Source organism: Faecalimonas nexilis (genome assembly GCF_059731825.1).
Genome location: NZ_AP029189.1, coordinates 2708197 through 2733952 on the forward strand (window position 1 = coordinate 2708197; position 25756 = coordinate 2733952).

The 25756-nt window shown below is 34.7% G+C and carries 22 protein-coding genes and 2 pseudogenes; 1 reads left to right on the top strand and 23 read right to left on the bottom strand.

Annotated elements, in window-relative coordinates; all coding sequences use genetic code 11:
• Positions 1-120: 120 nt before the first annotated feature.
• Positions 121-474 (bottom strand): LPD28 domain-containing protein, encoded by a 354-nt coding sequence (locus AC6I5B_RS13545; RefSeq protein ID WP_182464913.1) that lies wholly within the window; start codon positions 472-474, stop codon positions 121-123.
• A 458-nt stretch (positions 475-932) separates the two neighbouring features.
• Positions 933-1145, bottom strand: a pseudogene (locus AC6I5B_RS13550) (transposase domain-containing protein); the annotation flags it as partial.
• 73 nt (positions 1146-1218) lie between these two features.
• Between AC6I5B_RS13550 and AC6I5B_RS13555 the strand changes: the two are divergent.
• The gene (locus tag AC6I5B_RS13555; protein WP_182464910.1) at positions 1219-1383 is read left to right on the top strand and encodes a transposase domain-containing protein; all 165 of its coding nucleotides are present in this window, start codon (positions 1219-1221) and stop codon (positions 1381-1383) included.
• 264 nt (positions 1384-1647) lie between these two features.
• Here the strand turns inward: AC6I5B_RS13555 and AC6I5B_RS13560 are convergent, their stop codons facing one another.
• From AC6I5B_RS13560 to AC6I5B_RS13660, 21 genes and pseudogenes are all read right to left on the bottom strand, one after another.
• Positions 1648-2685 carry a tyrosine-type recombinase/integrase gene (locus tag AC6I5B_RS13560; RefSeq protein ID WP_118262634.1) on the bottom strand — a complete coding sequence of 346 codons (1038 nt, stop codon included), beginning with the start codon at positions 2683-2685 and terminating at the stop codon, positions 1648-1650.
• A pseudogene (locus AC6I5B_RS13565) lies at positions 2682-3712 on the bottom strand (tyrosine-type recombinase/integrase). The gene AC6I5B_RS13560 and the pseudogene AC6I5B_RS13565 overlap by 4 nt, the downstream one beginning before the upstream one ends.
• Positions 3658-4881 (bottom strand): tyrosine-type recombinase/integrase, encoded by a 1224-nt coding sequence (locus AC6I5B_RS13570; protein ID WP_022250142.1) that lies wholly within the window; start codon positions 4879-4881, stop codon positions 3658-3660. Before AC6I5B_RS13570 ends, AC6I5B_RS13565 begins: the two are co-directional and overlap by 55 nt.
• A gap of 19 nt (positions 4882-4900) precedes the next feature.
• Entirely contained in the window at positions 4901-5140 is a 240-nt protein-coding gene (gene tnpB / locus AC6I5B_RS13575) for an IS66 family insertion sequence element accessory protein TnpB (RefSeq protein WP_497773400.1), read from the bottom strand.
• Positions 5134-5547 (bottom strand): IS66 family insertion sequence element accessory protein TnpA, encoded by a 414-nt coding sequence (tnpA, locus tag AC6I5B_RS13580; protein WP_182464942.1) that lies wholly within the window; start codon positions 5545-5547, stop codon positions 5134-5136. The genes tnpB and tnpA overlap by 7 nt, the downstream gene beginning before the upstream one ends.
• 224 nt (positions 5548-5771) lie before the next feature.
• Positions 5772-7508 carry an ABC transporter ATP-binding protein gene (locus AC6I5B_RS13585; protein ID WP_497773401.1) on the bottom strand — a complete coding sequence of 579 codons (1737 nt, stop codon included), beginning with the start codon at positions 7506-7508 and terminating at the stop codon, positions 5772-5774.
• On the bottom strand, positions 7486-7935 hold the full coding sequence (locus AC6I5B_RS13590) for a hypothetical protein (protein ID WP_118340022.1): 450 nt from the start codon (positions 7933-7935) through the stop codon (positions 7486-7488). Before AC6I5B_RS13590 ends, AC6I5B_RS13585 begins: the two co-directional genes overlap by 23 nt.
• A gap of 15 nt (positions 7936-7950) precedes the next feature.
• On the bottom strand, positions 7951-8544 hold the full coding sequence (locus AC6I5B_RS13595) for a CPBP family intramembrane glutamic endopeptidase (protein ID WP_118340020.1): 594 nt from the start codon (positions 8542-8544) through the stop codon (positions 7951-7953).
• Positions 8545-8747: 203 nt separating this feature from the next.
• The gene (locus tag AC6I5B_RS13600; protein ID WP_497773402.1) at positions 8748-9968 is read right to left on the bottom strand and encodes a radical SAM protein; all 1221 of its coding nucleotides are present in this window, start codon (positions 9966-9968) and stop codon (positions 8748-8750) included.
• Positions 9969-9981: 13 nt separating this feature from the next.
• Complete coding sequence (locus AC6I5B_RS13605; RefSeq protein ID WP_118263205.1) at positions 9982-10755, bottom strand: hypothetical protein; 774 nt, start codon at positions 10753-10755, stop codon at positions 9982-9984.
• Positions 10752-11633 carry an ABC transporter ATP-binding protein gene (locus tag AC6I5B_RS13610; protein ID WP_118263204.1) on the bottom strand — a complete coding sequence of 294 codons (882 nt, stop codon included), beginning with the start codon at positions 11631-11633 and terminating at the stop codon, positions 10752-10754. Before AC6I5B_RS13610 ends, AC6I5B_RS13605 begins: the two co-directional genes overlap by 4 nt.
• Before the next feature lie 117 nt (positions 11634-11750).
• Entirely contained in the window at positions 11751-13160 is a 1410-nt protein-coding gene (locus AC6I5B_RS13615; protein ID WP_118263203.1) for a HAMP domain-containing sensor histidine kinase, read from the bottom strand.
• Positions 13150-13848, bottom strand: a complete 699-nt coding sequence (locus AC6I5B_RS13620) for a response regulator transcription factor (protein WP_207748754.1) — start codon at positions 13846-13848, stop codon at positions 13150-13152. Before AC6I5B_RS13620 ends, AC6I5B_RS13615 begins: the two co-directional genes overlap by 11 nt.
• A 62-nt stretch (positions 13849-13910) precedes the next feature.
• The gene (locus AC6I5B_RS13625; RefSeq protein WP_243036091.1) at positions 13911-14138 is read right to left on the bottom strand and encodes a helix-turn-helix transcriptional regulator; all 228 of its coding nucleotides are present in this window, start codon (positions 14136-14138) and stop codon (positions 13911-13913) included.
• A 205-nt stretch (positions 14139-14343) separates the two neighbouring features.
• Positions 14344-15264 carry an Rpn family recombination-promoting nuclease/putative transposase gene (locus tag AC6I5B_RS13630; protein ID WP_246944762.1) on the bottom strand — a complete coding sequence of 307 codons (921 nt, stop codon included), beginning with the start codon at positions 15262-15264 and terminating at the stop codon, positions 14344-14346.
• A gap of 85 nt (positions 15265-15349) precedes the next feature.
• Positions 15350-17782 carry a hypothetical protein gene (locus AC6I5B_RS13635; RefSeq protein WP_497773403.1) on the bottom strand — a complete coding sequence of 811 codons (2433 nt, stop codon included), beginning with the start codon at positions 17780-17782 and terminating at the stop codon, positions 15350-15352.
• Positions 17745-19910 carry a hypothetical protein gene (locus AC6I5B_RS13640; RefSeq protein ID WP_118263201.1) on the bottom strand — a complete coding sequence of 722 codons (2166 nt, stop codon included), beginning with the start codon at positions 19908-19910 and terminating at the stop codon, positions 17745-17747. The genes AC6I5B_RS13635 and AC6I5B_RS13640 overlap by 38 nt, the downstream gene beginning before the upstream one ends.
• 58 nt (positions 19911-19968) lie before the next feature.
• Positions 19969-21222, bottom strand: coding sequence for a hypothetical protein (locus AC6I5B_RS13645; protein ID WP_182464930.1), 1254 nt, complete (start codon positions 21220-21222; stop codon positions 19969-19971).
• A gap of 12 nt (positions 21223-21234) precedes the next feature.
• Positions 21235-21651, bottom strand: a complete 417-nt coding sequence (locus tag AC6I5B_RS13650) for a hypothetical protein (RefSeq protein ID WP_021740616.1) — start codon at positions 21649-21651, stop codon at positions 21235-21237.
• A gap of 50 nt (positions 21652-21701) precedes the next feature.
• A complete protein-coding gene (locus AC6I5B_RS13655) occupies positions 21702-23786 on the bottom strand; it encodes a VWA domain-containing protein (RefSeq protein WP_182464929.1) in 2085 nt (694 codons plus the stop codon).
• The gene (locus AC6I5B_RS13660) at positions 23783-25588 is read right to left on the bottom strand and encodes an AAA family ATPase (RefSeq protein ID WP_202184215.1); all 1806 of its coding nucleotides are present in this window, start codon (positions 25586-25588) and stop codon (positions 23783-23785) included. The genes AC6I5B_RS13655 and AC6I5B_RS13660 overlap by 4 nt, the downstream gene beginning before the upstream one ends.
• Between the last annotated feature and the right edge of the window lie 168 nt (positions 25589-25756).

A 25756-nucleotide genomic window follows, 5' to 3' on the forward strand; every position in this document is an offset into this window, starting at 1 on the left:
ACCATTCTTCTTTATGAAGAATAAAACTGAACTACAAGTTTATGGTAACACAATATAGTGGTCAAGTCAACAAAATAACACTATATACTGTTAGCCTGACTGCTATTTTTATTTTATGTATTATGCCTCAATCCACGATTCCAGTTGTATTTCTGCATTTCCAGTATACCCCCAGTCTTCATCTTCTATATATCTCCTACATTCTTTCTCCTTTATAAGTGGAACTCTAGATATTACTGTCCTCCAAAAGTTTACCAAAATATGAGAACTTAATTCACACGGAATCCCTATACACTCATCATCATGAGGAACTTCATAACAATAAAAACCTTCTGGGAGACTATCTTTTTGAATTCTTCCTGCCGAAAAAAGTGCCGGGGTATCAAAAATCTCTATTTCTTCATAGATTTCTTTTCCAGCACATCCGAACTCAATCCGGCCGCTTGTGGAACAGTCGAAGACGAGTTGTGACAGCTGAACTACTCATTTCCATCATATTATTTAATCCTACTGCTTTTTTCATACTTTTCTATATTCTTTTTATACTATGGGTTCATTTTTTCTTTCCAAATCCGTTCCTACTCCAAATTTCCTTTCGCAGCGTTTTCTCTGGCAAGGCGGGCAGAATGCCCACTCAATATCAGGTATCACTTTGGACAGGCAATTCAATTTTCAAGGTACAAAAAAGGGATTTTTTTAAGATTTGTGTTACCCCTTCACTAATCGCATATTAGAAAGGGGATTTTTTAACCATATATGTAAATTTATTAACTAATGTTATAATATGAGCTACAAAATATTTGTTCCTAATTTTTTAATGATATATTCGAAAAATAAAAATGTAATAATATCAAAGTAAGCGCAAAATATTGCTACGTTACTCGTAAATTACGCTTGCACCAAAATGATAGATGCAAGCGTTTTCTTCTATTTTAGTTTTGACAGTTAGCTTTCGCAGGCTCGCTCCATGGAGCAAGCTGTTCCAGCTGTTCATCTGACATTTTATTGTTTGGTCGTTGTGATAAAAGATATGTCAGATATTTATAGGTATTCAGAGCATTCGCTTTTGCCATTTCAACCATAGTGTACACAATAGCACTGGCAGTGGCTCCTTTTGGACTGGCACTGAACAGCCAGTTCTTTCTGTTATGTGCTTAAGAACATAATCGCAAAAACTGGCTATTCTCAGATACGCCTGCAGGAGCAATCGCAAACACGATGTATCTTACGATTGTTGAAATGACAAAAGCATACGAATTGAATCTGTATGAATATTTAAAGTTCCTGTTGGAACACCGACCGAACGAAAATATGTCGGACAAAGAACTTGATCATCTAGCTCCATGGAGTACAGAAGTTCAGGAACTATGTAGCATTAAATAGAGTAAAATGTTAGTCTTCCAGAATCCTATCTAGCAATGGGATTTTGGAAATATTTTGGGGACACCCTAAAACTAGGCGTTTACCTTCCAACTGATTTCTAGGCCAGCGGAATCTGACCTGAACTTCCATGCGTTTATATAGAAGCAATTATCTAAGAACTCGAATAATTGCTTTTATTAGAATAGAATTATTATTCGAGATAATCTCTTGGAAAGCCCAGAAATTAAGACTTTCTAAGAAATCTTCTCGAATAATGATATCCTATTAGTGACTCTTCAAAAAATCAGGAACATTTCTTTCTTCCAAGTCTTCTTCATCAATATAAATCGAACGCGGAAAATTCATTTCGTTCCATTCACGGATATGTTTATCAACTGTTGCCTGTGGACTTTCTGTATAAATCTGTGTCGTTTGAACTGATGCATGTCCAAGGAAAGCTTTTATTACCATAATCGGAACTCCCGCTTCTAACATATGTTGTCCGGTCGTGTGTCTCATACTATGAGGTGAATAGTGTTCTTCTTTGAAAAGATTGGGCGTTTTTTCTTTAGCGAGTTTTATATATTTTTTGTATATTTCTTCCACGCATGATATTGTCATATGCTCATGCGTCTGACTCGAAAATATATGTCTGTCAGGTTCTGTTTCTATTCTGCGATGTCTAATATATTTTCTAAGCATAGATGCACAAGGGTCAGGAATACGTATGCGACGTGCTTTTGAACCTTTTCCTACTATATCAATAGTAGTACCAGTTGATCTGAAATTGACAGATTTTACAGTAAGATCACACACTTCCTGTGCACGTGTGCCTGTTGCATACATAAAGCTTAATAAAACCATGTCTCTTAAACCAGTCTCACTTTTTTGGTCAGGCAGTGCCAGAAGGATCTTTACTTCATCGGTGGTAAAACCAACACGCCGCTTTTTAGGTGCTTTTTTTGATGGAATCCTCAATACAGCACTTCTAAAAGTTGATGCTGCATCAAAGTCATAGTTTTGTGCATACTCGGAAAAAGAATACAGTGCGGCAAGTCTTTGATTTCTGGTTGTAACTGAACATTTACGTTCATTTTCAAGCCATGACATAAAATCGGAAAGCGTATTTACATCTAAACAGTCAAAAGTAATCTCATCTGCTTTCGTGTTTTTGACTGAATACATATATTTTATTAAAAGTGTAAATGTTGTTTTATAAGAGTTGATTGTGTTCTTACTTAACCCACGTGCTTCCGGCATATATGTATTTACATAGTATTCAAGATATTTCATAAAAATCGAAGGAGTCTTCTGCTTTCTCATAAATCAACCTCCGGAAACAGAGATTCTGTGAAATCAGCAAACAAGAGCATATCTTCTTCGAAGAGTTCACTGCTGAATTTCATATATTTTTCACTTTCCACAAGGGATTCATGACCACAATATACAGAAAAATATGGAGAAGCCATATCGATATGATATCCTGCAGTTTCCAGCTGTTTAAAAGCATGGAACATAAAACAATGTCTTAAACAGTGCAGGCATGGAGCACGTTTATGAGGATCTTCATTCCCTTTGATAATACCAGCTTTCCTAAGAATCTTTTTAAATTGGCGTTCAGCAGTTATTGGGGATAAATGTTCGCTTTGTCTTGGGAATAAAAATGGATTATCTATACCATAGATTTTTATCACCTTACAATAATCCTTCAGCATGTTTGTTAATGTTTCATGCATTGGAACTAATCGTTGTTTCTTTTTTTTGAATGTATAATACGGATGACTCCGTTTTCTAGATCCAGATGCTCCATCTTCAAATTTAGAGCTTCGCCTAATCTGAGTCCACAACAATACAAAAGGCGTATGAGAACCGCCATTTCCATATGTATATGCGGAATGCTGCTAAATTTGTTTGTCATTGGATATGCATCAGCAATAGCAAATATATTCGACAATTCCTCATCACTAAATATATAGGGAATATACAAATCTTTCGTTTTCTGGAAGGGCGGAAGATAAACAACTTTTCCCATATCGGCTCTATATTTCATAAAGTTTCGTATAGTCTTTATGTATCCATTAATAGATGCCTCTGGAACACCTACATCATTAAGCCACTGATTTATTATTGTTTGTGGTACAATTTCATCATTATAAGATATTTTTGTAAGATATCTGTCAAAAGAAGACAGGCGATAATTATCCAAACGATAGGTATTCCATGCGAAAGTCGCAACACGATACTCCATGAATGACTGCATGTCGTCTTTAAAACAACTTTTAAAAATCACGGTTCTCATATACGACCTCCTTTCAGGAATTGGTGAAGTGTTCCTGAAGGTGCCGGGCATGCAAGAGCACAATTCCTAAGCATCTGAATATCAAGACGTGCATAGTGCCTGATTGCATTGGGACTATCATGTCCCAGTACTTTTCTTACGGTTTCATAAGATATGCCATCGTTTACCATCGATGACGCAAGAGAAGCTCTCAGACTATGAGGTCCATGTTTTTTACCTGCAATGTTAATACCAGAGCGAATCATATGTTTTTTTACAGCAAATGAGACAACAGAATACGATATTTCTGAATAAGGGGCACATGATTTTAAAAATACATAGTCGCTTGTGGATGCAGGACGATCTGTTGACAGATAATCCATCAGTGCTGTTTTGATTTCTGGCACCATGTAAAGTTCTGAAACACTTCCCGTTTTATTTTGGATAAAGCAGATACGCTGATTTTTGAAATCAAGAGAATCTAATTTAAGCGAGGCAATATCTCCCGCACGCATTCCTAATCGCGAAGCGAGAAGCAATATCGCATAATCTCGTTTTCCGATAGAAGAAGTTCGGTCTACAGCATTTTCGATCTCGATGATTTCAGAGATATCATAAGTTTCAGGAATACGTATACCACGATTGAATTTAGGAACTAATGTTGAAAAATCTTTTTCAATGTATCCTTGTGCAAAAAGATATCTTAAAAAATCTCTTAGTTCAGGATAGAATTCTTTATTCTTAAGATTCACTGAAAACTGAATGATTTCAGAACTATTTATGTATTCAAGACTTTTACAATTGTTTTCATCCAGATAAGTAAGGAATAAATATAACAAGCGTTCTTTAGTCTTTAGAGTAATTGGACGATTTCCTATCTTGCGACAATGTTCAAGATAATCCGCCTTAATAGCGTGATATTGCTCTGGAACAGACAAATCTTTTCGTGGAACGGAATATACGAAACCTGTACCAGAACAGATATTATTTAATCTTCGAATGACTGTCCTGAAAAAACGTTTCGTCGTATAGTTGTAATCTCTTGATTCAACTTCTTTTTTGTAGTATTGATCTGCAACTGATGAAGAATAATCAGTTATGTTATTAGCTAACATGAATTTTTTGATTCGTTTTACATGTTCCTGATACAGTTGTATCGTGCTTTTTGCATACTTTTCTTCTTGAAGTATTAAAGTTAGTTGATCATACAATTCATCAATAGGTATTTGGGTATTATTCATTGGACACCTCCGTCTTATATTAGTAAGTCCAATGATACATCATTATTCGAGAAGATTTCTCTGAAAGTCTTAATTTCTGGACTTTCCAAGAGATTATCTCGAATAATAATTCTCTTCTAATAACAGCACAAATCCATCGGACTCCCAGAGCAAAGCTTTGCTCCTCTACAATCGAACACAGTCCGTCAATGGATTTTCGCATATCCGTTCTGCCTGTTACGATATAAATCTCATCGGCGGCTGTGATATCGCCTAACATTCCAACTCCTTCATAATACGAAGAGTCTGAGCCAAAAGCTTTGGATCTGTTCCATTTGGGATAGTTAGAAGAAAACTTCCAACAGACAGCCTCATTGGCTCTGCCACGGAAATGTTGTTTCTTTTCGTAGATGCCGGGATCATATTTAATGGCTGTTCATAGGAAAGCGTGTCGGTGTCATGAAAATCCACTCTGACAACTTCCTGACTTTCCGGAGCGCTATGGCTGCGTCCGGTTGATGCCGGTAAATCCATACAACTTTTTTGACGTAATCGTTTTACCCAGTTATAAAAAGTTCCTGGTTTGATGTCATGTTCCACACACCATTGATGATCTGTCAATCCACTTTGACGGCATTCCATGATGAGACGATATTGTTCTTCTGCAGGTATTCTTTTGCTTCTCATGAGCAGTCCTCCATAAATCGAATCGAGTAAAATGCTCGCACCTATCATTTCTAGCAACAGAAGATGAAGTAAAGTGCTTGCATTCTCTAATGATTATTATGGACTGAATTTTAGGGCAAAGCAATCCGTCGAATTATTTTGCGCTTACATATCAAAGCCATTTTCAATAAAAAAATCTACTAACTACAAAATTTTTAAATGTAATTAGTAGATTTTTTTGGTTTTTAATTATTTATCTGATTTAAAAGCAATTCTCTATATATCTTATTGTTTTCAAATAATTCCTCATGTGTTCCACAGCCACATATTTTCCCTTTTTCCAATACAACAACTTTATCTGCACATTTTATTGTCGAAAACCTGTGAGCTGCAACTATAGTTATTCTCCCTAACATCAATCGTTCTAATGCTCGTTGAACAGATTTTTCAGTACAACTATCTAAATTTGCGGTTGCCTCATCTAGTAACAATATTTCTGGGTTTCTAATCATCGCACGTGCTATGGCAATTCTTTGTTTTTGTCCTCCCGATAGTTTAACACCTTGTTCACCAACGTCTGTATTATACCCCTTTGGCAATGAACTAATAAATCTATTCAACTCTGCCTTTTCTAAGGCACTTAATACATTTTTTTCATTATAACTATCAAGTCCATAAGTTAAATTATCTAAAATAGTTCCTGACATAATTGGTGATTCCTGTTGAACGTATGCTATTTTTCCTCTCCAATCATTCATAGGTATATTCCTAACATCTATTCCTTCATAATAAATATTCCCTTCATCTTGTTCATAAAATCTCTCTATCAGTGAAAAAATAGTAGATTTTCCAGATCCGCTTTCTCCAACAATTGCTAAAGTCTCTCCTTTTTCAATGAAAAAACTGATACTGCAAAGAGTATTCTTTCTATCTGAATACCGAAAAGAAATATTATCTAATACTAATCCACAATTGCATTTTTGATCAGCAATTATAATCTCTTTTTTAATCTTTTTCTCCACGATTTCTTCATTTAAAATTTTACTAATTCTTTCCATCGCACCACAACTTCTATTCAATTGACCTACAAATGCCGTCAAGCCCATACAAGGTGTTGCAATTTGAAAAAGATAATATATAATTGCAACAAGGCTTCCCGCCGATAAACTCCCATTTGCTACTCTCACACTTCCATATCCAAATATAAGAATTAATAAAAGGAAGATCAACATTGTTGTTAAAGGTTGAACTAAAGCAGTTATTTTTCCTCCTTTAATGCCTATATTAAATAACTCTTTCGTTAATATTTTTCCTCTTTCTTCTTCTTTTTCTTCAGCTATACATGTTTTCACTAATCGAATATTAGTTAAAACATTATTCATTCTCGCCTGATATTCTCCTGTCTTATTTTGAAAATCTCTTGAAATCCTATATAATTTTTTATTTAAAGGACTGATTGCAAAGACTGTTATTGGCACTAATCCAATCATAATTACTGCCATTTTCCAATCAACTGCAAAAATTAAAATTATAGAGCCTATTATAGATATAACACCTGTAATTGCACTCAAAAAATCATTTGTTATAAACTCACTAATTACCATAGTATCGTTTGTTATCCTACTCATTATTTCGCCAGTTTCTGTTCTATCGAAATATTCAATTGGTAAATACAAGACTTTACTCCATAAATCATCACGTAATTGCATAATAACTTTATGAGCCATACAAGACATCAAATACAACACTCCTACTGAAAATATTACCTGTAGCAAAATAATAAAAGCAATCCAACAAATTTTTTTCCACTCGTAATAATTTCCGCCACTAATATCTATAGTATTCATTACAGCTATAGGCATATATAATGTACAAAAAACTTGACTAAATATTAAAAATAGCAATATACCTATATTTTTTTTAAGTGGCAAATATTTTCTTAGTAATTCCCAAAACTTTTTAACATTCAATTCGTTTTTCATCTATCTTATTCCCTTTTCCTATAAACCAGAATATCAGAAAAATAAATACAAAGATAAAGATATAGTCCATTAAATTACTATTTCCTTTTATAATCAAATATTCTCCATCTAATACATTTCTTGTATTTGCTATAATAGTTTCATACATATCATTCTTAGATCGTAAAACGACATCAACTACTCCAAATACCAGCGTTGCAATAAGCGAAAATATCATACTTGAAATGTATAAACTATTCCCACGTAATTTACTTACTTTCTTACTTTTAATTAAATATAAATATACGGCTGCTGTTAGTAATCCTGGTACAAACAGTACTCCATATAGTGTAAAAATGTTCATTGATGAATATCCCCAAAATACTGCTATGCTCCCTAATACTCCTAATGCAATTTCTAAAATCCATAAAATAATATTTTTCCTCATCTTTTCTACCTCTCTTTACAAATATATGCACCACAAATTATACATAAAGTGTACCACCATAGGCGGGTATAATTTTTTTGTATATATCCTTAATACAGCAAGTATTATGCCTGCTGGAAATCTATACACTAAATTACTTAAGAAATCTCCTCCCGTATGTAGTGCAAACCCAAAAATTATAGCACTGACAATAACCACATAATATTTTTTACGAAACAACTGTGATAATAAGTAAAAAATAATTCCTCTCATTAAAATTTCTTCAGATATACTAACAAATAGTTGTTGACTTACAACTTCAGTAAAAATCTTCAAGTTTCCTTTTGTTATAAATAAGAAAACACTAAAAATCACAGCGCTAATTAAAAAAATACTATCTGTTATACCAATTTTTGCTATTCCTATTTCTGAGATTTTAATATTATGTTGCTTTTTTAGTACATAAAATGGCATAATCACAAAACTGATAACGAGTGACAAAATACTTGCCAGCTCCTCCATATTTCCTTGAAAAGCCAAATTTAAGAATAAAAAGCAAAACATACATAAAAAGTTACTCAGAACAATAATACAAACTATTTCTATAAGTAATTTTTCTTTTTTATCCATAACTTATATCTCCTAATAAGAAAAAGGGGAAGTTTAACCTCCCCCTCCTCTTGCTGTCATAATTCTTACCAGCCCTTTTTATTTCCGTATCCTGCACATAATCCTAATACAGGACCAAAAGACCAGCAACCTGCATTTGCTTTCCCACTCTTAAAGATCATACTTACGTCCTCCTTTCTCAGAAATTTATATAATTATAAAAACTATATACTTGTATATTGTGCAAAAAGATTATCATAAAATCGTTTTGCTGCTAAGCAATAAGGATCTCTTTTTTTCATATCGCCTGTAAATAGATATGCTCGTCCCCTACATGCTCCACCACATAAATTTTTGTATTCACAAATTCCACACTCTTCTATATCATCTAATAATATATTATTTCCTTCAAAATCAGACTCATCAATAATATCCTTTAACCTGCCATGTTTTATATTTCCCATTTTACATTCTTGGCAATGTAGCATATGGTACGGATAAATGTCTCCGTTATATGCTATACTAATCGTTTTCTTTCCAAAGCCACAACCTTCCCGATATGTAATGCCAACCACATCTGTAGGTGTATCTAAAATTGTAGTTCCATTTTCTGACTCTGTAATGTTATCACCGACAATAACAAAATCATCCTCGCTGAATTTATAATCTTCAAAAATCTTTTCGCTAAAATCCACTGTAAATATACTGAAACTCATAAATACACCCAATTTTTTTGCTAAATTTTCATATTCTTTCATGAATGGAACATTCTTCTTATGTAATGTTACAATCAATTTAATCGGTATCTTTTCTTTTAGTCTTTCTACCGTATCTAACACACGTTTCATAATACCTTTATCTCTTATAAATGATGTTTTGTCATCATATCCATCAATTGATATGTTAAGTGCATCAATATACGGCAAAACCACTTCATAATCAGAGATGTTCATCGTTCCATTTGATATAACTTCTAAGCTTCCATTTACTGTTTCTTTAATATATTTACAAATTTCTCGTAAGTCTTTTCTCAGAAATGGTTCTCCACCTGAAATTACAATATTTTTCACTCCAAGTAATGATAAATCATCAATGACACATTTCCATTCATCAAAACTTAATTCATTTCTTGTATTCCGATTTTCTACATAAGAATAACATCCAAGACAATGTAAATTACACGCAGAATTGACATGTAAATATACTGAGTCAACACCTGCTACTTCTTGGTAACAGCTTTTCAAAAAATCATTTTCTTCCAATACCTTATAAAGTTCTTTCTGGTTGTCAGATAGTGAAGAAATCTCTATGCGATTATTTTTTAATAAATCTACGACTTCTTCCCCTTCCCTATCTAAACCAATTACCATTCCATTATTTCGATTTGCAATTATAGTTATTCCTTTGACTTTGAATATCTTTACATTATTACCCAACCAGTCCATATCTTCCTCCAAATTAAATATCTTTGTTTCTAAACACTCTGATTCCAGAATAAGTAGTAAAAACTACTATAATGGAAAAATAAATTACTCCTATTAAAATCTGATTCCACGCCACTTTTTCCATCATTGTAAAAGTATTGATATAATACAGTGGGGAAAAATATTTAAACACTTTTGTATAAGAAAGTAAATTCATCCCAATGTAGCCTATCATATAAATCCCCAAGCAGACTACCAATCTATATTTTATGGATAGCATCATGGTAATAAAAATTGTTAGTACCCAGAAAAGATATATGGTAATAATCTGTATAATTTCTATTGAAATTCTTTCATCATACAACGCCCCGTTTACAATTGGAGTTTTACCATTCATTATAAAATAATAACAAAACAATCCTACAACTACTAATAATACGCTGATCACACCGGCATACATACTTAATGCCTTTACTTTTTCTATATAGATTTTTTTTCTATCACCTACTTTATTCAAATAAATCCGTAAACTTTTGTCTTCAATTTCTGTCCCTAATGTTCTGCTTGTAATGGCAACTAAAATAATGTTAAAAATAAACATAGATTGAGCCATTTGGAACATCGCTGATATAAAATTGATTGCTGTAATGTTTCCATTTCCGCTATAAGAAACTATTTCTGAACCACTTGCGATTCCTACACTATATAAAATCGGAACTAAAATCACTGCTAAAAAAATCCATGTATCTTTTCTTTTATACAATTTATATAATTCTGTTCTATAAACTACCTGCTTTCTATTTATCATATCGTTTCCTCCGTCAAAAATAATTTTTTCAAATTATTATTTTGAATTGACATTCCCACGATATAATGTCCCTCCTGTAATAATATTTTTTGAATATCAACAATTTTTTTTTCATTTTTGAAAAAAATACAATTTTTTTCGCAATGTATAGTAGGATCTTTTAACTCCAACTTTTCTTTCTCTTCTGTGCTTATATTTCCATCAATTTTCAAGATAAAAGTCTTTTCTCTCACTAATTTTTGATCCAAAACCTTTTTCCCTTTTTGAACCATCACAACTCTGTCACATATTTCTTCTACATCATCTAAATCATGACTCGAAAATAAAACGGGGATTTTTTCTTGATGTGCCTTATCTAAAATTACCTTTTTAAATAATTCTTTTCCAACCGGATCTAATCCTACAAATGGTTCATCGAATATCAATAATTCCACATCTGTCAACAAGCTTTGACACAATCCCAATCTTTGTTTCATGCCAAAAGAGAATGTTTTTACTTTCTTTTTTTTGCTATCAGAAAGTTCTGTCTTCTGTAATAACCTTTCTATTAGAGCATTATTTTTCTTGTCTTCTGATAATACTGATAGATACTGTAAATTCTCTTCAGCTGTCAAATAATCCAAAAAATTAGGCTCAATTAAAACTCCTATTTTATCTAATGCTTTTTCTTCTTCACTAGATATCCCTTTGAAAGATATACTTCCAGAAGTAGGTCTAATGAAGCCGCAAATAGAATTTAATAATGTTGTTTTTCCTGCACCATTTTCACCTATAAGCGCCACTATCTCTCCTGGCATTATTTCCATAGAAAAATCATTCAATGCTATTTTGTTTTTATATCTCTTTGTCAAATTATGAATTAATAGTGCCTCATTCATTATGACCACCGTCTTTCTTTGTTTTGATGATATTACTATACCATGCCTTTTTTAAATTCATCTTATCTGAACCTTAAAATAACATAAAAAGCAGGGTACAATTCCCTGCTTTTTATGTTATTCTACTGGTATCACAATTATAAATGCCTTTGTATATTTCTTATATGGCTGCTCAAAATAAATATCTGCTTCATGTGCATCCAGAACTTTTTTTACAATGGCAAGTCCCAACCCACTATTACTACTATCATTTCTCGATTGGTCTCCTTTAACAAATGGCTCATACATACATGAACTAATATCTTCAGGAATCCTTTTCCCATCATCCGCTATAACAAGATATATTTTTCTATCATATTCTGTCAGTCTAATTTCAATAGTTGTATTTTCATTATTATGTTGTACTGCATTATTAAGTAAATTTATAATTGCTCGACGCATTTCTCTTTTATCAATGAAGATATTTCTTTCCTCCTCATCAACTTCCACGCTCAAAATATTTTTATTTACCTCAATATAATGGTATTGATCCGCCAAAATATGTTTTACAAACTCTGTAAAATCTACTAATTCTTTATTTAATTTGTAATCGACTCGAAACATCCTATTATAATCGCTTAATTGCTGAAGTAACTGTTCCATTTCAACACTGCTTTCAAAACAACGCTTCAAATATTCTATGTTCTTACTTTTGCTATTTTCTAAATCATTTATAACAGTTAGCAAATATCCTTGAACAACTGTTAAAGGTGTTCTTATATCATGACTAATATCTGAGATTAATTGTCTTCTCAACCGTTCTTCTTCTTCTTTTTGTTTTACAGCATCTTCCATTTCTTGCGCCATACAATTAAAAGAATTTGCCATCTCCACAAATTCATACTCTGCTTTAAAAGATAGTCTTTTTTTATAATTTCCACTTCCTAACTCTTTCATTGCTTCCTTTAATAAATTGATTGGCTTGGTCAATTCTACCTTTATTTTCTTAGACACGCAAAAAACAGTTAAACAATACCCAATTCCAAATAAAATAATACCTACTATATAAATCCCTAGAAAATGGATTGATTCTGCCTCTAAAGGAATGTTTATGGTTGGCGTTACTCGCAAGAAATCTGCCGGAAAAAAAGTTACCTGTATTCTCTGTCTACTCTGTTCATCATAAAATTTTTTAACAATCCCTCTATATTTTTTTCCATCAATTTCATAATTACCATTTACAATATCTATAATTTCTATGCTAGTGTATTTTTTATATTCTTCTTTTGGATATTGTCTTTCATAATCTGTATTCAATATTTCAAACCATGCACCATTTCTTTTTAACTCTGAAATATCTATATCTTCGTATTGGCTTTTTCCCTCACAACTGACAATATACTTTTCCTCTAATGTATTAACAATTTTTGAGTTATTAAATACACTTATTACACTCGCCACTATTGCAAATATAATAACAATCACAATTGAAAAAAAGCAAAAATTTTTTATAAGTGTTACTTCTAGTTTCTTCTTTCTATTTCCCAAATTTATATCCTAACCCCCTTACTGTGATAATAAACTGAGGATTTTTAGAATCTTCTTCTATATAGTCCCTCAATTTACTAATATAAACCATTATCGTATTGCTATCATATAAATATTCGTCTTCCCATACAGCTTCAAAAATAGCTTTTTTAGTAAAAATTCGTTTCGGACTATTCATCAGCAATTTTAAAAGTTTATATTCTTTATTTGTTAAATATATTTTTTCCTCATCTTTATATAAACAGCATTCTTTACAATCCAATTTTAAATTTTGAAAGCAGATAACTTCTTCTTGAATTTCCTCTGCACCACCAAATTTATAGAACCTTCTAAGTTGTGCATCAACTCTAGCTACCAGTTCTAATGGATTAAAAGGCTTTGCCAAATAATCATCAGCACCTTTCTGCAAACCTATAATCTTATCTTCATCTGTACTTTTTGCTGAAATAATAATAATAGGAATATTCTTTTTTTCTCTTATCACTTTCATACACTCATATCCATTGACTAACGGTAACATAATATCTAAAATAACTAAATCTATTTTCTCTGTTTCAACTATTTTTATTGCTTCTCTGCCATCTTCTGCTTTAATCAGGTTGTACTTATCCTCTAAATGTAATACTATCAAATCCAAAATCTCTTTTGTATCTTCCACAATCAAGACTGTAAATATATTTTTATTCATTGTAATCTCCATTTCTATATTTTTTTCAATTATAACTCTATCTATTATTTATTGTAAATAAATTAAAAGAAAAATAATTGAGAGGACTTTACGACATCTTGTCGCAAAGCCCCATAAAAAACACCGCCTACAATCCCCAAATCATGTAAAATAGAGCGCAGTTCTGACAGAATACATTTTCTTCGATTATAAATAGTCTTCCGGCTACACCGCAAAATTTGAGCTGCATCTTTAATCGTCACTTCTTCAAAAAATAGCAAATAAATCAAACGGTCATCTTCCTTTGCCAATGAAAAAGTTCCCAAAAACCTTATAACACTTGGAAATAGTGTGTTTACAAGGCTTTCAGAGTCTATGGAACAATAATTAAATTTCAGATTGAAAAGTTCGCTTAATTGCCCATTTTAGGATACAAAAAAGACACCAAAAATCCATTGTTTTTGATGCCTTTAAATGTACCACTATTCCTTTTACTCCACTTGGGGAAAACCGATATTATTTTTTATCTTTTATTTTTAATACCTTTTCTTCGGGGATATTCAAAAGTTTACAAATCTCAGAAACCGGATAATTATTCTGCAGCATTGTAAGAATGACTGCTTCTCGCTCTTTTTCTCTACCCTTTTGTTCGCCTTCTTCTTTCAACTTTTCTAATGCCTCACACATACTGTTTACCTCCATATTTCTACTCATACGAATCAGTTCCTTTGATCCTGTCATCTGACCGACAACTGTTAATAGATCTGAACCCATCTCCTTGTTTCCATACTTCTCCTGAATTTTTTCAAAATGGCCGGCAAAGATTTCCCTGGTAATTTCAAAAACACTTTGAACATCTGTATTATTGAACACATATCGGTCTGAATCCCGTACTTCCAAGAGGTTCATTTTGTAATCTGAGAAAATAGCGGCAATTTCTTCCGGCATTTCTACAATCATATCTTTCAGACAATACGGTCCGTCCCACTGTTTTTCTCCATAATACACTGTCAATGTGATAACCGGATGAAGTCGATCATCTTTTTTCATCTTTGATAAAAATTCATCTTCTGTCTTTTTCCCGGTATCTTTTTTATATTTGCGTGTAATTTCCTGATATTCCTTCAGGTAACTCATTGCATCATACACCATATGACGCAGCGGCATGGCATAATGAATATGCTGCTGGCTTTCAATTCCAAGAACAACAAATTCTACTCCATAAGCGGTCTTTTTAATGACATCTCTTGTTCTGGATAACGTTTCCTTATAATCTTTTAATTGAATGACACCGGAAACATCCGTATCCATTTCATGCAATGCCTCTGGCTTAATAACCTCTTTTCCTCCAAACACAACTACATTGAAAAGATCGGCAAACCGTTCATTATTCCGCCAAAAATCTTTAAATATAATATCTGCTTTTGTATGTTCCACGTAAATTCCTCTCTTTTCTACAACCAGTCACTCTCTTGTTACGATTATTATATCAAACTTCATAGGACCTGACAAATTGAATTTTCTATGATATTTCAGAGAATTCCTCTCCCTCCATTCTTTCATAATCACACTTTTCCAGGGATATTGGACGGAAGACCGATGCTTGCAGGTATTTTCCTTCAGAAGCAATTCCATGATTTCCACCTAGAGAATCCAAATACTGCTCTTTTCCTTTGGTAGCCGAGATATAGATGTATCTGCTCTCTTTTTGAAACCATCCACTTGGAATGTTCCCAAAGTAATCACGACTGATTAACAATGAGATGTTGAGTCTTCCTGCTTTTTCCTTTACCATACGAAAAAGAAGCTTAAACATCTCCTGTTCCAATCTGTCTGAAATCCCTTTTACATAGGCTTTTTCCAAAAACAGAACCAGTTGCTCTGGTTTCTTTTTCTTTCCCGTATCCTTTGTAAAATCTACAAATTGAAATTCTTTGTTCTCCCTTTCCATTTTTTCTTCAGATGCTTTTGTAAGCCGAAGGATTGCCCTAAGGACAATCTTACCTTGATAAGAAATATATATAATTTTCTTATTACTGTCAAAGCAGGATAGCAGACACTTTCGATACATTCCTGTCTTGTAACTCAAACAGGTTTTATCCGGCAGCTCCCCAATCTGCATCACCGGAAGAAAACGGTCTTCTTCCCAGATCTTCCATTCCTTTCTCTGAAGTTGCAGATTTTCTGCCCACAGTTTCATCTGTTTTTCTGAAATCGGAAAAGCAAGTTCCTTTTCCAGATCTGTATCATGGTATTTTAAGTCTTTAAATTTCCCCATAAGCTCTGCGACCAACAATCTACGCAACATTTCTGTCTGTCCGGTATCTCCTTTATAAAATTCATACAAAATTTCAGAACCGCCTTGTTCCAGAAATGTCTGGATATTTGCTTCATGCTCTCTGATAAACGAATCGGAGAAAGCAAAAGTGTTCTTCATCCATTCCCAGTGAGGATCATTTTTTAATAGTTCAGCATAGGCAGACTGAAAATTTGGGTATCCACTTAATTTTTCTTTATTTGCTATCAAATACCGCAGTTGGAAACCATTTTTCACTTCTGGAAGAAAACGTACAACTTCTTCCCAGGAAAGAAACAAATCTAGTATATCCATCCCTACTAGGCCGGAAATATTTCCCAATTCTTCTTTCACCCACTTAGATAATGGTTTGTGGGATAAAAAAGCCGCAACTCTTTCCAGCGTTTCTTCGCTGGTTACCTTGTCCAAGAGTCTCTTTTTCACCACTTCCTGCATAACTCTCAACCGATCGTCTACCCTTCTATAATTTAGTTTGTGGTACAAACGGATATACTCTCTGTCAGGACAGACAGCAAATAATTTTATTTCCGCAAAAGTATACTCTTTTTGTAGCATATCTGTCTTTTCTATAGCAGAACATTCCTTTATTTTTCTGCATTCCTTTAAATTTTGAAAATTTAATGTATTTAGATTGACATACTCCTCATAAAATACTTTTTGAAATAAAATAGAATTCCATGGAAGTTCAAGAAACAGTTCTGTATTTTCTTCATACAACTTCAAAAAGTGTTTTTTCTGATGTTTGACTGCATAAAGAAGTACTGACTCCTGATAATATTTCAATCGGTCCACCGCTTTTATGGCATACCGGTAAACCTCCTGTATATACCCTGCTCTTGTATAGAAATTCCCTTGCGAAATCCATCCTTGTCTTACAAATCTGTTTAAATCAAACAATAACTGTTCATTCTCCAGCCACCTTGTCAAAAAACAAGATCGTATGCCTTTATGTAAACGAGGTATGATTTCTCTTAATAGCGGATAAAGTTCTTCTGCATTTTTAACAATCTGTCTGTATGCCTCTTTACTTAGCATCGGCAATTGAAACTTTGACAAATACTTCAAAAGTTCTAATACCTTCCCTTTCCCTAAATCCTGAAAGAAATTCTCCTCTGCAATCGCTATTCCTAAAAATTCTCCTGTAAAAATGGGTTCTTTTAAAACCATTCTTTCTGAAGGAGTTAAATTTTGTAGCTTTTTATCACAATATGTTTCGAGAAACTCCAGATTTCCATTTAATGTACTGCACTCTTTTTCGGACAAATGGCTGGAAAAATAATATTGGAGATATACAGCTACGTATCTGTCCGAAATTGCTTCTGTTTTCAAAGCTGCTTCCAATTCCTCATAGGAACGGTCAAATAGTTTTTCATCGGCACTGCCGATAAACATTTCTATTCTATAGGCTGAAATTCCTGCTTCCAGTAGACTTATAATCTTTGAAAGAATTTTCGGATAGGCAACCAATTTCTTTCCATACTCGATTGGAAGCTGTTTTAATATTCTTCTCTTTTCGTCTGTATCAATTTCTTTTGTAAAAGGAAGGAGCTGCTGATTTGAAAATCCTAAAATCTCCTGCCTGCCAAGTCCTTCCAACCCCTTAATAATTTCCATGTGTTCCTTCACCGTCGTAAGCATCTTCTACCTCCGTTTTTATCAACCACTCTTTTATAGTTGCAATCTCTATCCCTTCTTTTTTCCCTAAGTTTAATAGCAGTTTTAAATATTCCCAAATTGCTGCTTTTGGTAATTTCCACCCCACTTTTTCTAAATATTTTTTTAGGAACTGAACCGTTGCTTTTATATAGGCTTCTTTTTGATAAGAATAGAAAAGTGAATCGATTTTCCAAAAAATCTCTTCTGCTGTTTTCTCCTGCTGCAGTTTCCAAAAATGCTGGTATGCTTCTTTTGTTTGCTTTTCCAGTTCAGCCACTTTTTTCTGTTTTGCGGCTTCTTCCTGTTCTTTATAAAACTTCTCCCGTTCCTCTTTCTCCATGTATAGCATTCTAAATTTCTTACTTCCAGCTTCTTCTATCCCAAGCTCCATTAGTTTTTTCCAAAAGTCCTGTGCCTGTTCTTTCGGAAGCCAAATAAGATTTTCCTCTTTTTCCAAGACTTTTAAAAGAAAAGCAAAATATTTTTGTGGCTGAAACCGATAAACAGATTCTTCTATCCAGAAAAACAACTGCAGGACCTGGTTTGGTTGCAAATGAAGTTTCAAAAAATTCATCTTATCATATTCCCGTCTGTAATAAAATTCCTGAATTCCGACACTCTTCCATAAGAAATTTCGTTTTCCTTCTTTTCTGATTTCTTCCATGGATCGGTTATCCAAAAGAAGTTTTGCAGTCTGAAATTTTAAATCCGTATCCAAATCTTCGATATAGGAAAGAATATAGCCATACTTCTTTTTTTCCGGTTCTTCCCATTCAGAAATCGCTTTTCCTTCTCCCTTTGTAAGCAATTCTTTTATAATCTGTCGGGGATCTAAGAAATTCTTTTCTGCAAATGTTTCAAAAATTTTATGATTTTGATAGTTCTCTTCTTGCAGCATCTGTTGAATATAATCTACATCTGTCAATTCCTGATAAATCTTCAGATACTCCTGAAGTTCCTGTTCCGTAAAAGACTGATTATATAAAGTCTCCCGTATTTTTTTATCAAAATCCTTTTTCCCCAACAGAGAAAAGATTTTCTTTGCCTGTGTTTTACATGATGGAATAAAAAACCAGCTAGGATTTGCCTGTCGCTCTCCTGCATAAGTATGAAGCAGTGCATATATCTTGGAATTTTTAACAGTTACCTGACATTTCATGGCGCCTAAAATCCCATCATATCCGCCGATTTTGATTTCATAAGAACGATGCTTTTGTATTAGTTCCCTGCAAAGCTGATAAAGCTCCTCCGAATATTCCTTTTCCTGGTTACATATAAAAATGCAAAAACTTTCTGAAGCACGCTCCCATGTTATCTGGCTTACTGTTTCCAACTTGTCTTCCTTTGCAGCCTGCAGCATCCGCAGGTTTAAATAAAAAATTTCTTCTTTTTGGTAACCTGCCTTTCGCATCTGTTGAAATAGCTCTGAACGTTCTTTTACGTGGGTATGCTGCATCTTCACCAAAAGTTTTAATCTCGAAAATATCTGTTTTCTTTCTTTTTTAATTTCCTTTTCATAAGTTCTGAAAAACCAGATATACATTTCAGCATTTTGGAAGATATTTACTGCTCTTTCATTTTCAAAGAAAGAGCATACATTTTCTTTTAGCATTTCCCAGATTTCTTTTTTCCCTTTGAATAAAAACAGGATACACATACATTCTGCAAGTTCTTTGTATGAATAACTTTTAATCCGTTCATAATAAAACTTTTGTTTCTTTTCAGACGGAGTTAAAAAACACATAGCTCCTGCCAGATAAATATCGGTTTTCGCTTCTCGTTCTATCCGTTTCAGAAAGTTTTCATATTGTGTTCCCACATACATTTGTGCTTCATGAAAATCAGACATAGTTACAAGGGCAAATGCCAGTGCCCTGCGGATTTGAACAGTATCCCCTATCTTTTCTTCATACCTCTCCAGCATCTCACCCGGATACTGAAAGGTATAAGCGTCTTCCTCCTTTTGTTCTTTCCCTATTGGAAGAAAACGTTTATCTGCCTCTTCTTTTTCAAAATACCGTATCTTATCATTCTTTGTTGAGGTAAGGAAAATGATATGCTTCATAGTCTGAAAACTGTTTGCATCTATTTTTTCTTTTAATATATCCATTTGATCTCCTTTCTGGAAAGGGCTGTCTTGCACAGCCCTTTATTTCTTTCTTTTGTGGTTAATCTGTTATGTAATTACAGTCCCGAACAATTGGGATTTTACCTTTACGAATTTCATCAAAGACTACTCGATACCCTCTTTTTTCGGGTTCTGTAAAATTCACTTCCCATTCTTTAATCACCTCTTCTAATGCGAGTTTTTTCGGGTTTAAAATCACAAGACCATGCAAAATTCCAGATACAATCCTTTGATATTCTTCTGCATATTCCCTACGATCCAAATCGGTATCTGCATACCAGCAATCCAACTTTCGGATCATTTGCAGACTTTTCCATGGTGGCAGCTGCATCGGATAGTAAAATCTTGATGTTTTGGAATCGCCCTCATATTCTTCTGAAAGCCAGATAACCGTTCCCTTTGAAAAGATGGGAGGCAGATAACCATTCTTGGAATATTCCTCCATTATTCTAAGAATATCCTCCCAAGTAACTTGACGGAAGGAATAAGGTTCCTGGGTATCTGCTAGATAATAATCGTCATCTGATAAAGAAATTTCTCCTCTTTTTATCCCAGAAATTCTTCCATCTCCATCTTTTAAAATCTCCGTTACAACATCATTTGGATAGAAAAAGTCCATACCTCTGGCAATCTTTTCTGCATCTTCTGTCCTTCCCTGTTCTGCCAGTCTACTTTCATGTTCTTTTATTCCTTCAATGATCCTCCACCATTCCTCTTTGGAACTTTTCAAACCGTTTTCTTTGCTGCTGTCTTCTGGAATTTCTTCCGAATCGGCAGCTACCAGCTCACAATTCTCCTGATCGAGTACATCACTGTTTTCGATATAATTCATTTCTCCTAATGGAATTTCATCTAAATGGTCCTTCGCGTATTCCAGTGCCTCCGGGAAGGTTTTTATTGCTTCTGGCAGCAATAATTCCCCATGATAATAAGCATTACAGAGAATGGAGCAGGAAAGTTTTTGTGGGATATTCTTTTTATCCTTGCAAAATTCAATCGTCCAAATCAGGTTTTCAGGTATATGCTCCATTTCTGGCAAATACATACTGCATGTCTCCTCCTGAAATTCCCACTGAGTTGCTTTCCCAAAATCAATCCAGCTTCCTTTTCCATGATTTGCACAACTGACCTCATGCTCCGGCTGTCCGGATATGACAGAATAAAATCCATTACTTTGTACCACGTTAGGTATTCTCTTCTGTCCTAAAAATTTTTCCTGTCGGTGTACTCTGATAATAAATTCTCTTTTCTCTTGTATAACCCGTTTTAATTGTGCTAAATTTTTAATTTCCATCCTGTTTCCTCCTTACGCTGCATTTTTCATCTGTTTTTTCTCTACCGGCAATAATTCCGGATAAGTCTGTCTGGATAGTCCCAAACGTTTTACATAAGTCTGCATTTCCTGCGAACTGGAAAAAAGTTTTGCCTTCCCAAGTTCCGGGACAAACTGCTTTCCATTCCAAAACAACTCCTGTTCTTCTTCACTTTCAATAGATACCAGTACCCAAGCACGGTAGCAAATCTGCGGATCCATTCCCGTATACCAAAGATGTTTTTGAGCAAATATCTCAGCTTCTCTTAAGCTTTGAAAGAAAGCGGCTTTCCAAATTTTTGCGGTTACAATACGTTTGTTTCTGATTTCCTGAAAATACTGGTCTTTTCCCAGACGGATTGCATACCCTGTACGCCAGAAATCCTCAATCCATTCTTTTTTCTGCTCCATAATTCCTCCAATCAAAAAAGAGACCTGAAAAAGTCCCTTGTCCTGTTTCTCTATCCCATGTATTCTAAAAGTTTCTTTACAATCTGATGCGGAAGCTGTTCCAGATTCTCCGCATTGATACAGGCATTCCCGTAAATATTTTGAATATCCTCCTGATCCCTTCCAATCGCTGCCACAAACAAAGTAATCTGTTTCTGCTTCAGCTGCCTTTGTACCTTCTGTAAATCTTCCCTTGCTACTTTTCCGCCATAGCCTTGTGCATTTGGAAGTCCATCACAGAAAAAAATCAGGATTTTCATCTTTTCCTTTCTTTTTACCATTTTTTCTGCCATGTAAAGAAGAGCCGCCCCATCTCTGTTGGCTCCGCCTGTCTCCATATCCAAAATCCGGTACTTGCCTTCCTCTTTCTCACCAAACTCTAAATAGGAATGCAAACACACAATTTCCTCTCGTTTCCTGCCTATATGCTCTCTCCCTGTGCAGTGTCCGTTCACACATACCGGTATCCCAAATACCTGTGCAAATTCCACCACACAAAGGGCTGTCAGCACAGAGGTTTCCCACCGTTTGCTGTCAATGGAACCAGACTGATCCAATAAAAATACAATCGCCGTATCCATGTTTTGAGAAGGAATTTTGGTCTGAAAAATTCTTTTTTCAGGATTCCAAAGATGTGCCATATCCAATCTTTTTCCTATATACTGGTAACGTAAAATATGGGTTTTCTTCCTTTTTAGAACCGGTAGTAAATCCTGCTTCATTTTCATTAAAGTATGTTTTATCTGCGGTTGAAAAATTCTATATTTTTGATATGCGGTTTGTGAAATGACTTCTTTTCGGAAAACACGCTTTTTAATTTCCCGGTTCACAGGTGTAAACTCCGTATTTTCTAAAATCTCTTTCAAACGCTCCCGCATCCATTCCTCATATCCCTTTTCCCTTGCTTCTCTTTTTAATTCCAGACAGATGTTTTGAAGTTCTCTTCCAATATCAATTGTCTTTACCGTTTCTTGCTGCAATTCAGAAAGTAAGGACTCTGTTTTTTCTTCTCTCAGGCTTTCCTGCCCTTTTGTTGCACTTTCTCCTTCCATTTGAATGGATTGTATTTCTTCTGAAACAGTATATTTCAGTTCTCCTCCATTCCAAAGAACATCCGAAGCTTCCTTTCGCTCCATGCGGATTTTCCTACAGGAAGGTTCTTCCGAGTATTGCGGTAGATCTTCTTTCCACTCATCAAAGGTCTGTTTCAATACGTTTTCTTTGTCTTCTCCTGTCGATTTTATTTTTCTTTCCATACCTTCCGCTTCTTCTAAAAGCAAAGGCCACAACTTCAATAAAATCTGGTTTGTTGCAAGATACCTTGCGCTTTCCCCCATATCAACAGTCGTTTTCAAAAGAACCGGAATACAGTTTCTAAGCAGTTCCATATATTCTGCAACTTCTCCGTCCCATACGTTGACCTTATTGGTAAACATATATTGCACCAACAGAAGTAACATAATCTTCAGCTTTGATTTCTTCTGTACAATCTGGCTTTTCAGACTAGAAATCTGCTCCATATTCCTTTTACGGTTCTGCAAAATCCCCTGCCGGATACTTCCTGGAAACCTTCTGCACATCTGTTCTTCGATAAAGGCATCTTCCAGATATCCATGCAGCCTTCCGGCTGTTTGCAGATAGAGTCCTAATAGAACCGCATCTTTCTTTTGAAAACCCTCTTTCATACTTTGTAAAAATCCAGTTTCTCGCTCCGTCTCCGGCAGCGGCCAGGCTGGATATAAAATCCCACTTGCAATTCCATCTATATATTTCCGTCTCAGATAGATACTGCTGTAATTCTGATGTCCGCATTCATGTCCTTCCACGCCTATCAGGCTTTTGCTTCTCAAATCCAAAGTCGGAAAACTTTGTGTAAGCATATTCATGGTATTGATATAAATATAGCGCCCCTCAAAATAACCGGCCCTGTGATCCGTTGCATCGGAATAAAACCGGATCTGTGCATCATGCTTATCTGTAATTTCTTTTCCAATCCGTTGCACTAACCTTAAAAACTGAGGAGAAGAAAATACTTCCATATCCCGCAGCAAGCGCTTCTCTGTCTGCCTGCTATTTCCTATTTCTTTACTTCTCATACAGATCCCTTCCCTTGCTCTACATAAATCTCCATACATACCTGCCGGAGCATATCCCTATCTTCTTCATCGGATGCAAGCTTGGATAATACCGTATCTTCTGCAGCCTTTACAAGATTTTGGGTGCGCATATATTCATATACCCAGTTTTCATATTCCCGGTAGCCGCAAAGTCCGGCTTTTCCAAATTCTTCTTTTACGACTGTATCCAGTCGTTTCATTACCTTTGCCATCTGTTTTAGGACTTCCATATCCTTGCAGCCTGTACGAAACATGGCACGTTCTGCCAACTGTTGCTCTGTTAAATCCTTCCGATGCTGCACTTTGTTCATTCTGGATACCACGGAAAAATCAAATTCCCTATTTGCAACATAATTCAGATTGGTAGTGATGATGATAATTGCATTTGGATGTCGTTCTACGACTTCCCCGTACAGAAGGTCCAGTTTCCTGGAGTCATCTAATAACCGGTTAAGTTTTCCAAGTGTCCCCGGCTCTACAATAAGGGAAGCCTCCATAATTTCAATCACCGAAGGCATTCGGCAGCCTTTTATGATTTCCGATTCCTGCATTACAAAATCCCCTTCATTTTTTGCTTTCTGGTAACCGGACTGATACACTGCATCTAACAGTTCCCGAAAGGCTTCGCTTTTGGTAATCCCTTCTTTTCTTGTATGGGCTACTTCTTCTAATACCTGCATCGGATCTGTAACAAATTCCTGTAAAGAAGGAAACTTCATGCTATCTTCGGTCTTTTTCCTGGAATTTGGATAAATCCCTGCCACCAGTGTACTTTCATCGGTTTCCGGTCCACAGTTCAAAGCAAAATAAGGCACTCCTAAAATCTGGGCAATCATCTGTGCGTCTGTTGTCTTTCCTGTTCCTGCATTTCCGGTGATCATAAATTTCCGGAAAGGAGACTCTACAATTGCAGAAAGGATATCCTGCGCATATTCCCCAACTTTCATATCCTCTGGAAGCCGTGGAATACGGTCTTGATAATCTTTAGAAACCTGCCAGTGCTGTCTGTAAATTTTCTGTAATTCTTTTAACGTCCATTCTCTTACTTTCTTCGTTTCTCCAAAAATCTGAAATGTACCTTTTATCGCATCGTTTGGTGCATACAGTTCACTTTCGATTGCAAGTGTGGAAAGTTGTTCCATACCATTCTTTCCAAGCTGGCTTTTCTCCAACGGAATTCCTTCATTGCTGAAATCCTGTACATTTTCGACTCTCCGGTACAGGTTATCACAACAAAGAAAAGCTGCTTTTAATGCAAGTTTTGCATTTTTCCATCCTTCTTTCATCTGCTGCATGAATAAAATAAAATTCTGAGCAAACTCCAGGTTATATAATGCTTCTTTCTTTTCCAGACTGACATAAATAAGCATTGCCAGAACTTCCTCTCCGTCACTGACGTTTCTTTCAACAAAATCCAGAGCTTTATATGTTTGTTTTTCTGTTTTACAGACACCACGTATCTTTGCACTGATCGGATTATAAACCAATGCGTAGCGTCGTTTTCCTTTTACATATTCCATGCAATAGAAATTCAACAAATCATAATTTCCTTTTTGAAACCCAAGAGCTCCTTCTGTTTGTTTCAAATAAATCCCTGCAATATTGAGCATTGCCCTCAATGTAGGGGGATGCAGTGTTGCCTGTCTTCCCTGATTATACTGGGAAAGACATTCCACCATGGTAGTGGTTTTTCGTAATCCTTCTTTTTGTAAAAACCTGCTGAATGGTTCCGGCATTTCTTCCTGAAATGTCCATGTGTCAAATAATTTTATCTCTGCCATTTTCTCTCCTTTCTGTCTGCAATTTTTAGGTATGTTCCTCCTTCCTACACGCAAAAAAAGACAAGGTATTTGTCTTTCTATACCTTGTCTTAAACTTATTCCTATATTTTATTGCAGACTATGCCAAAGTAACTCTTCTGCTACCATGCAGAATAAAAATTCATTGCA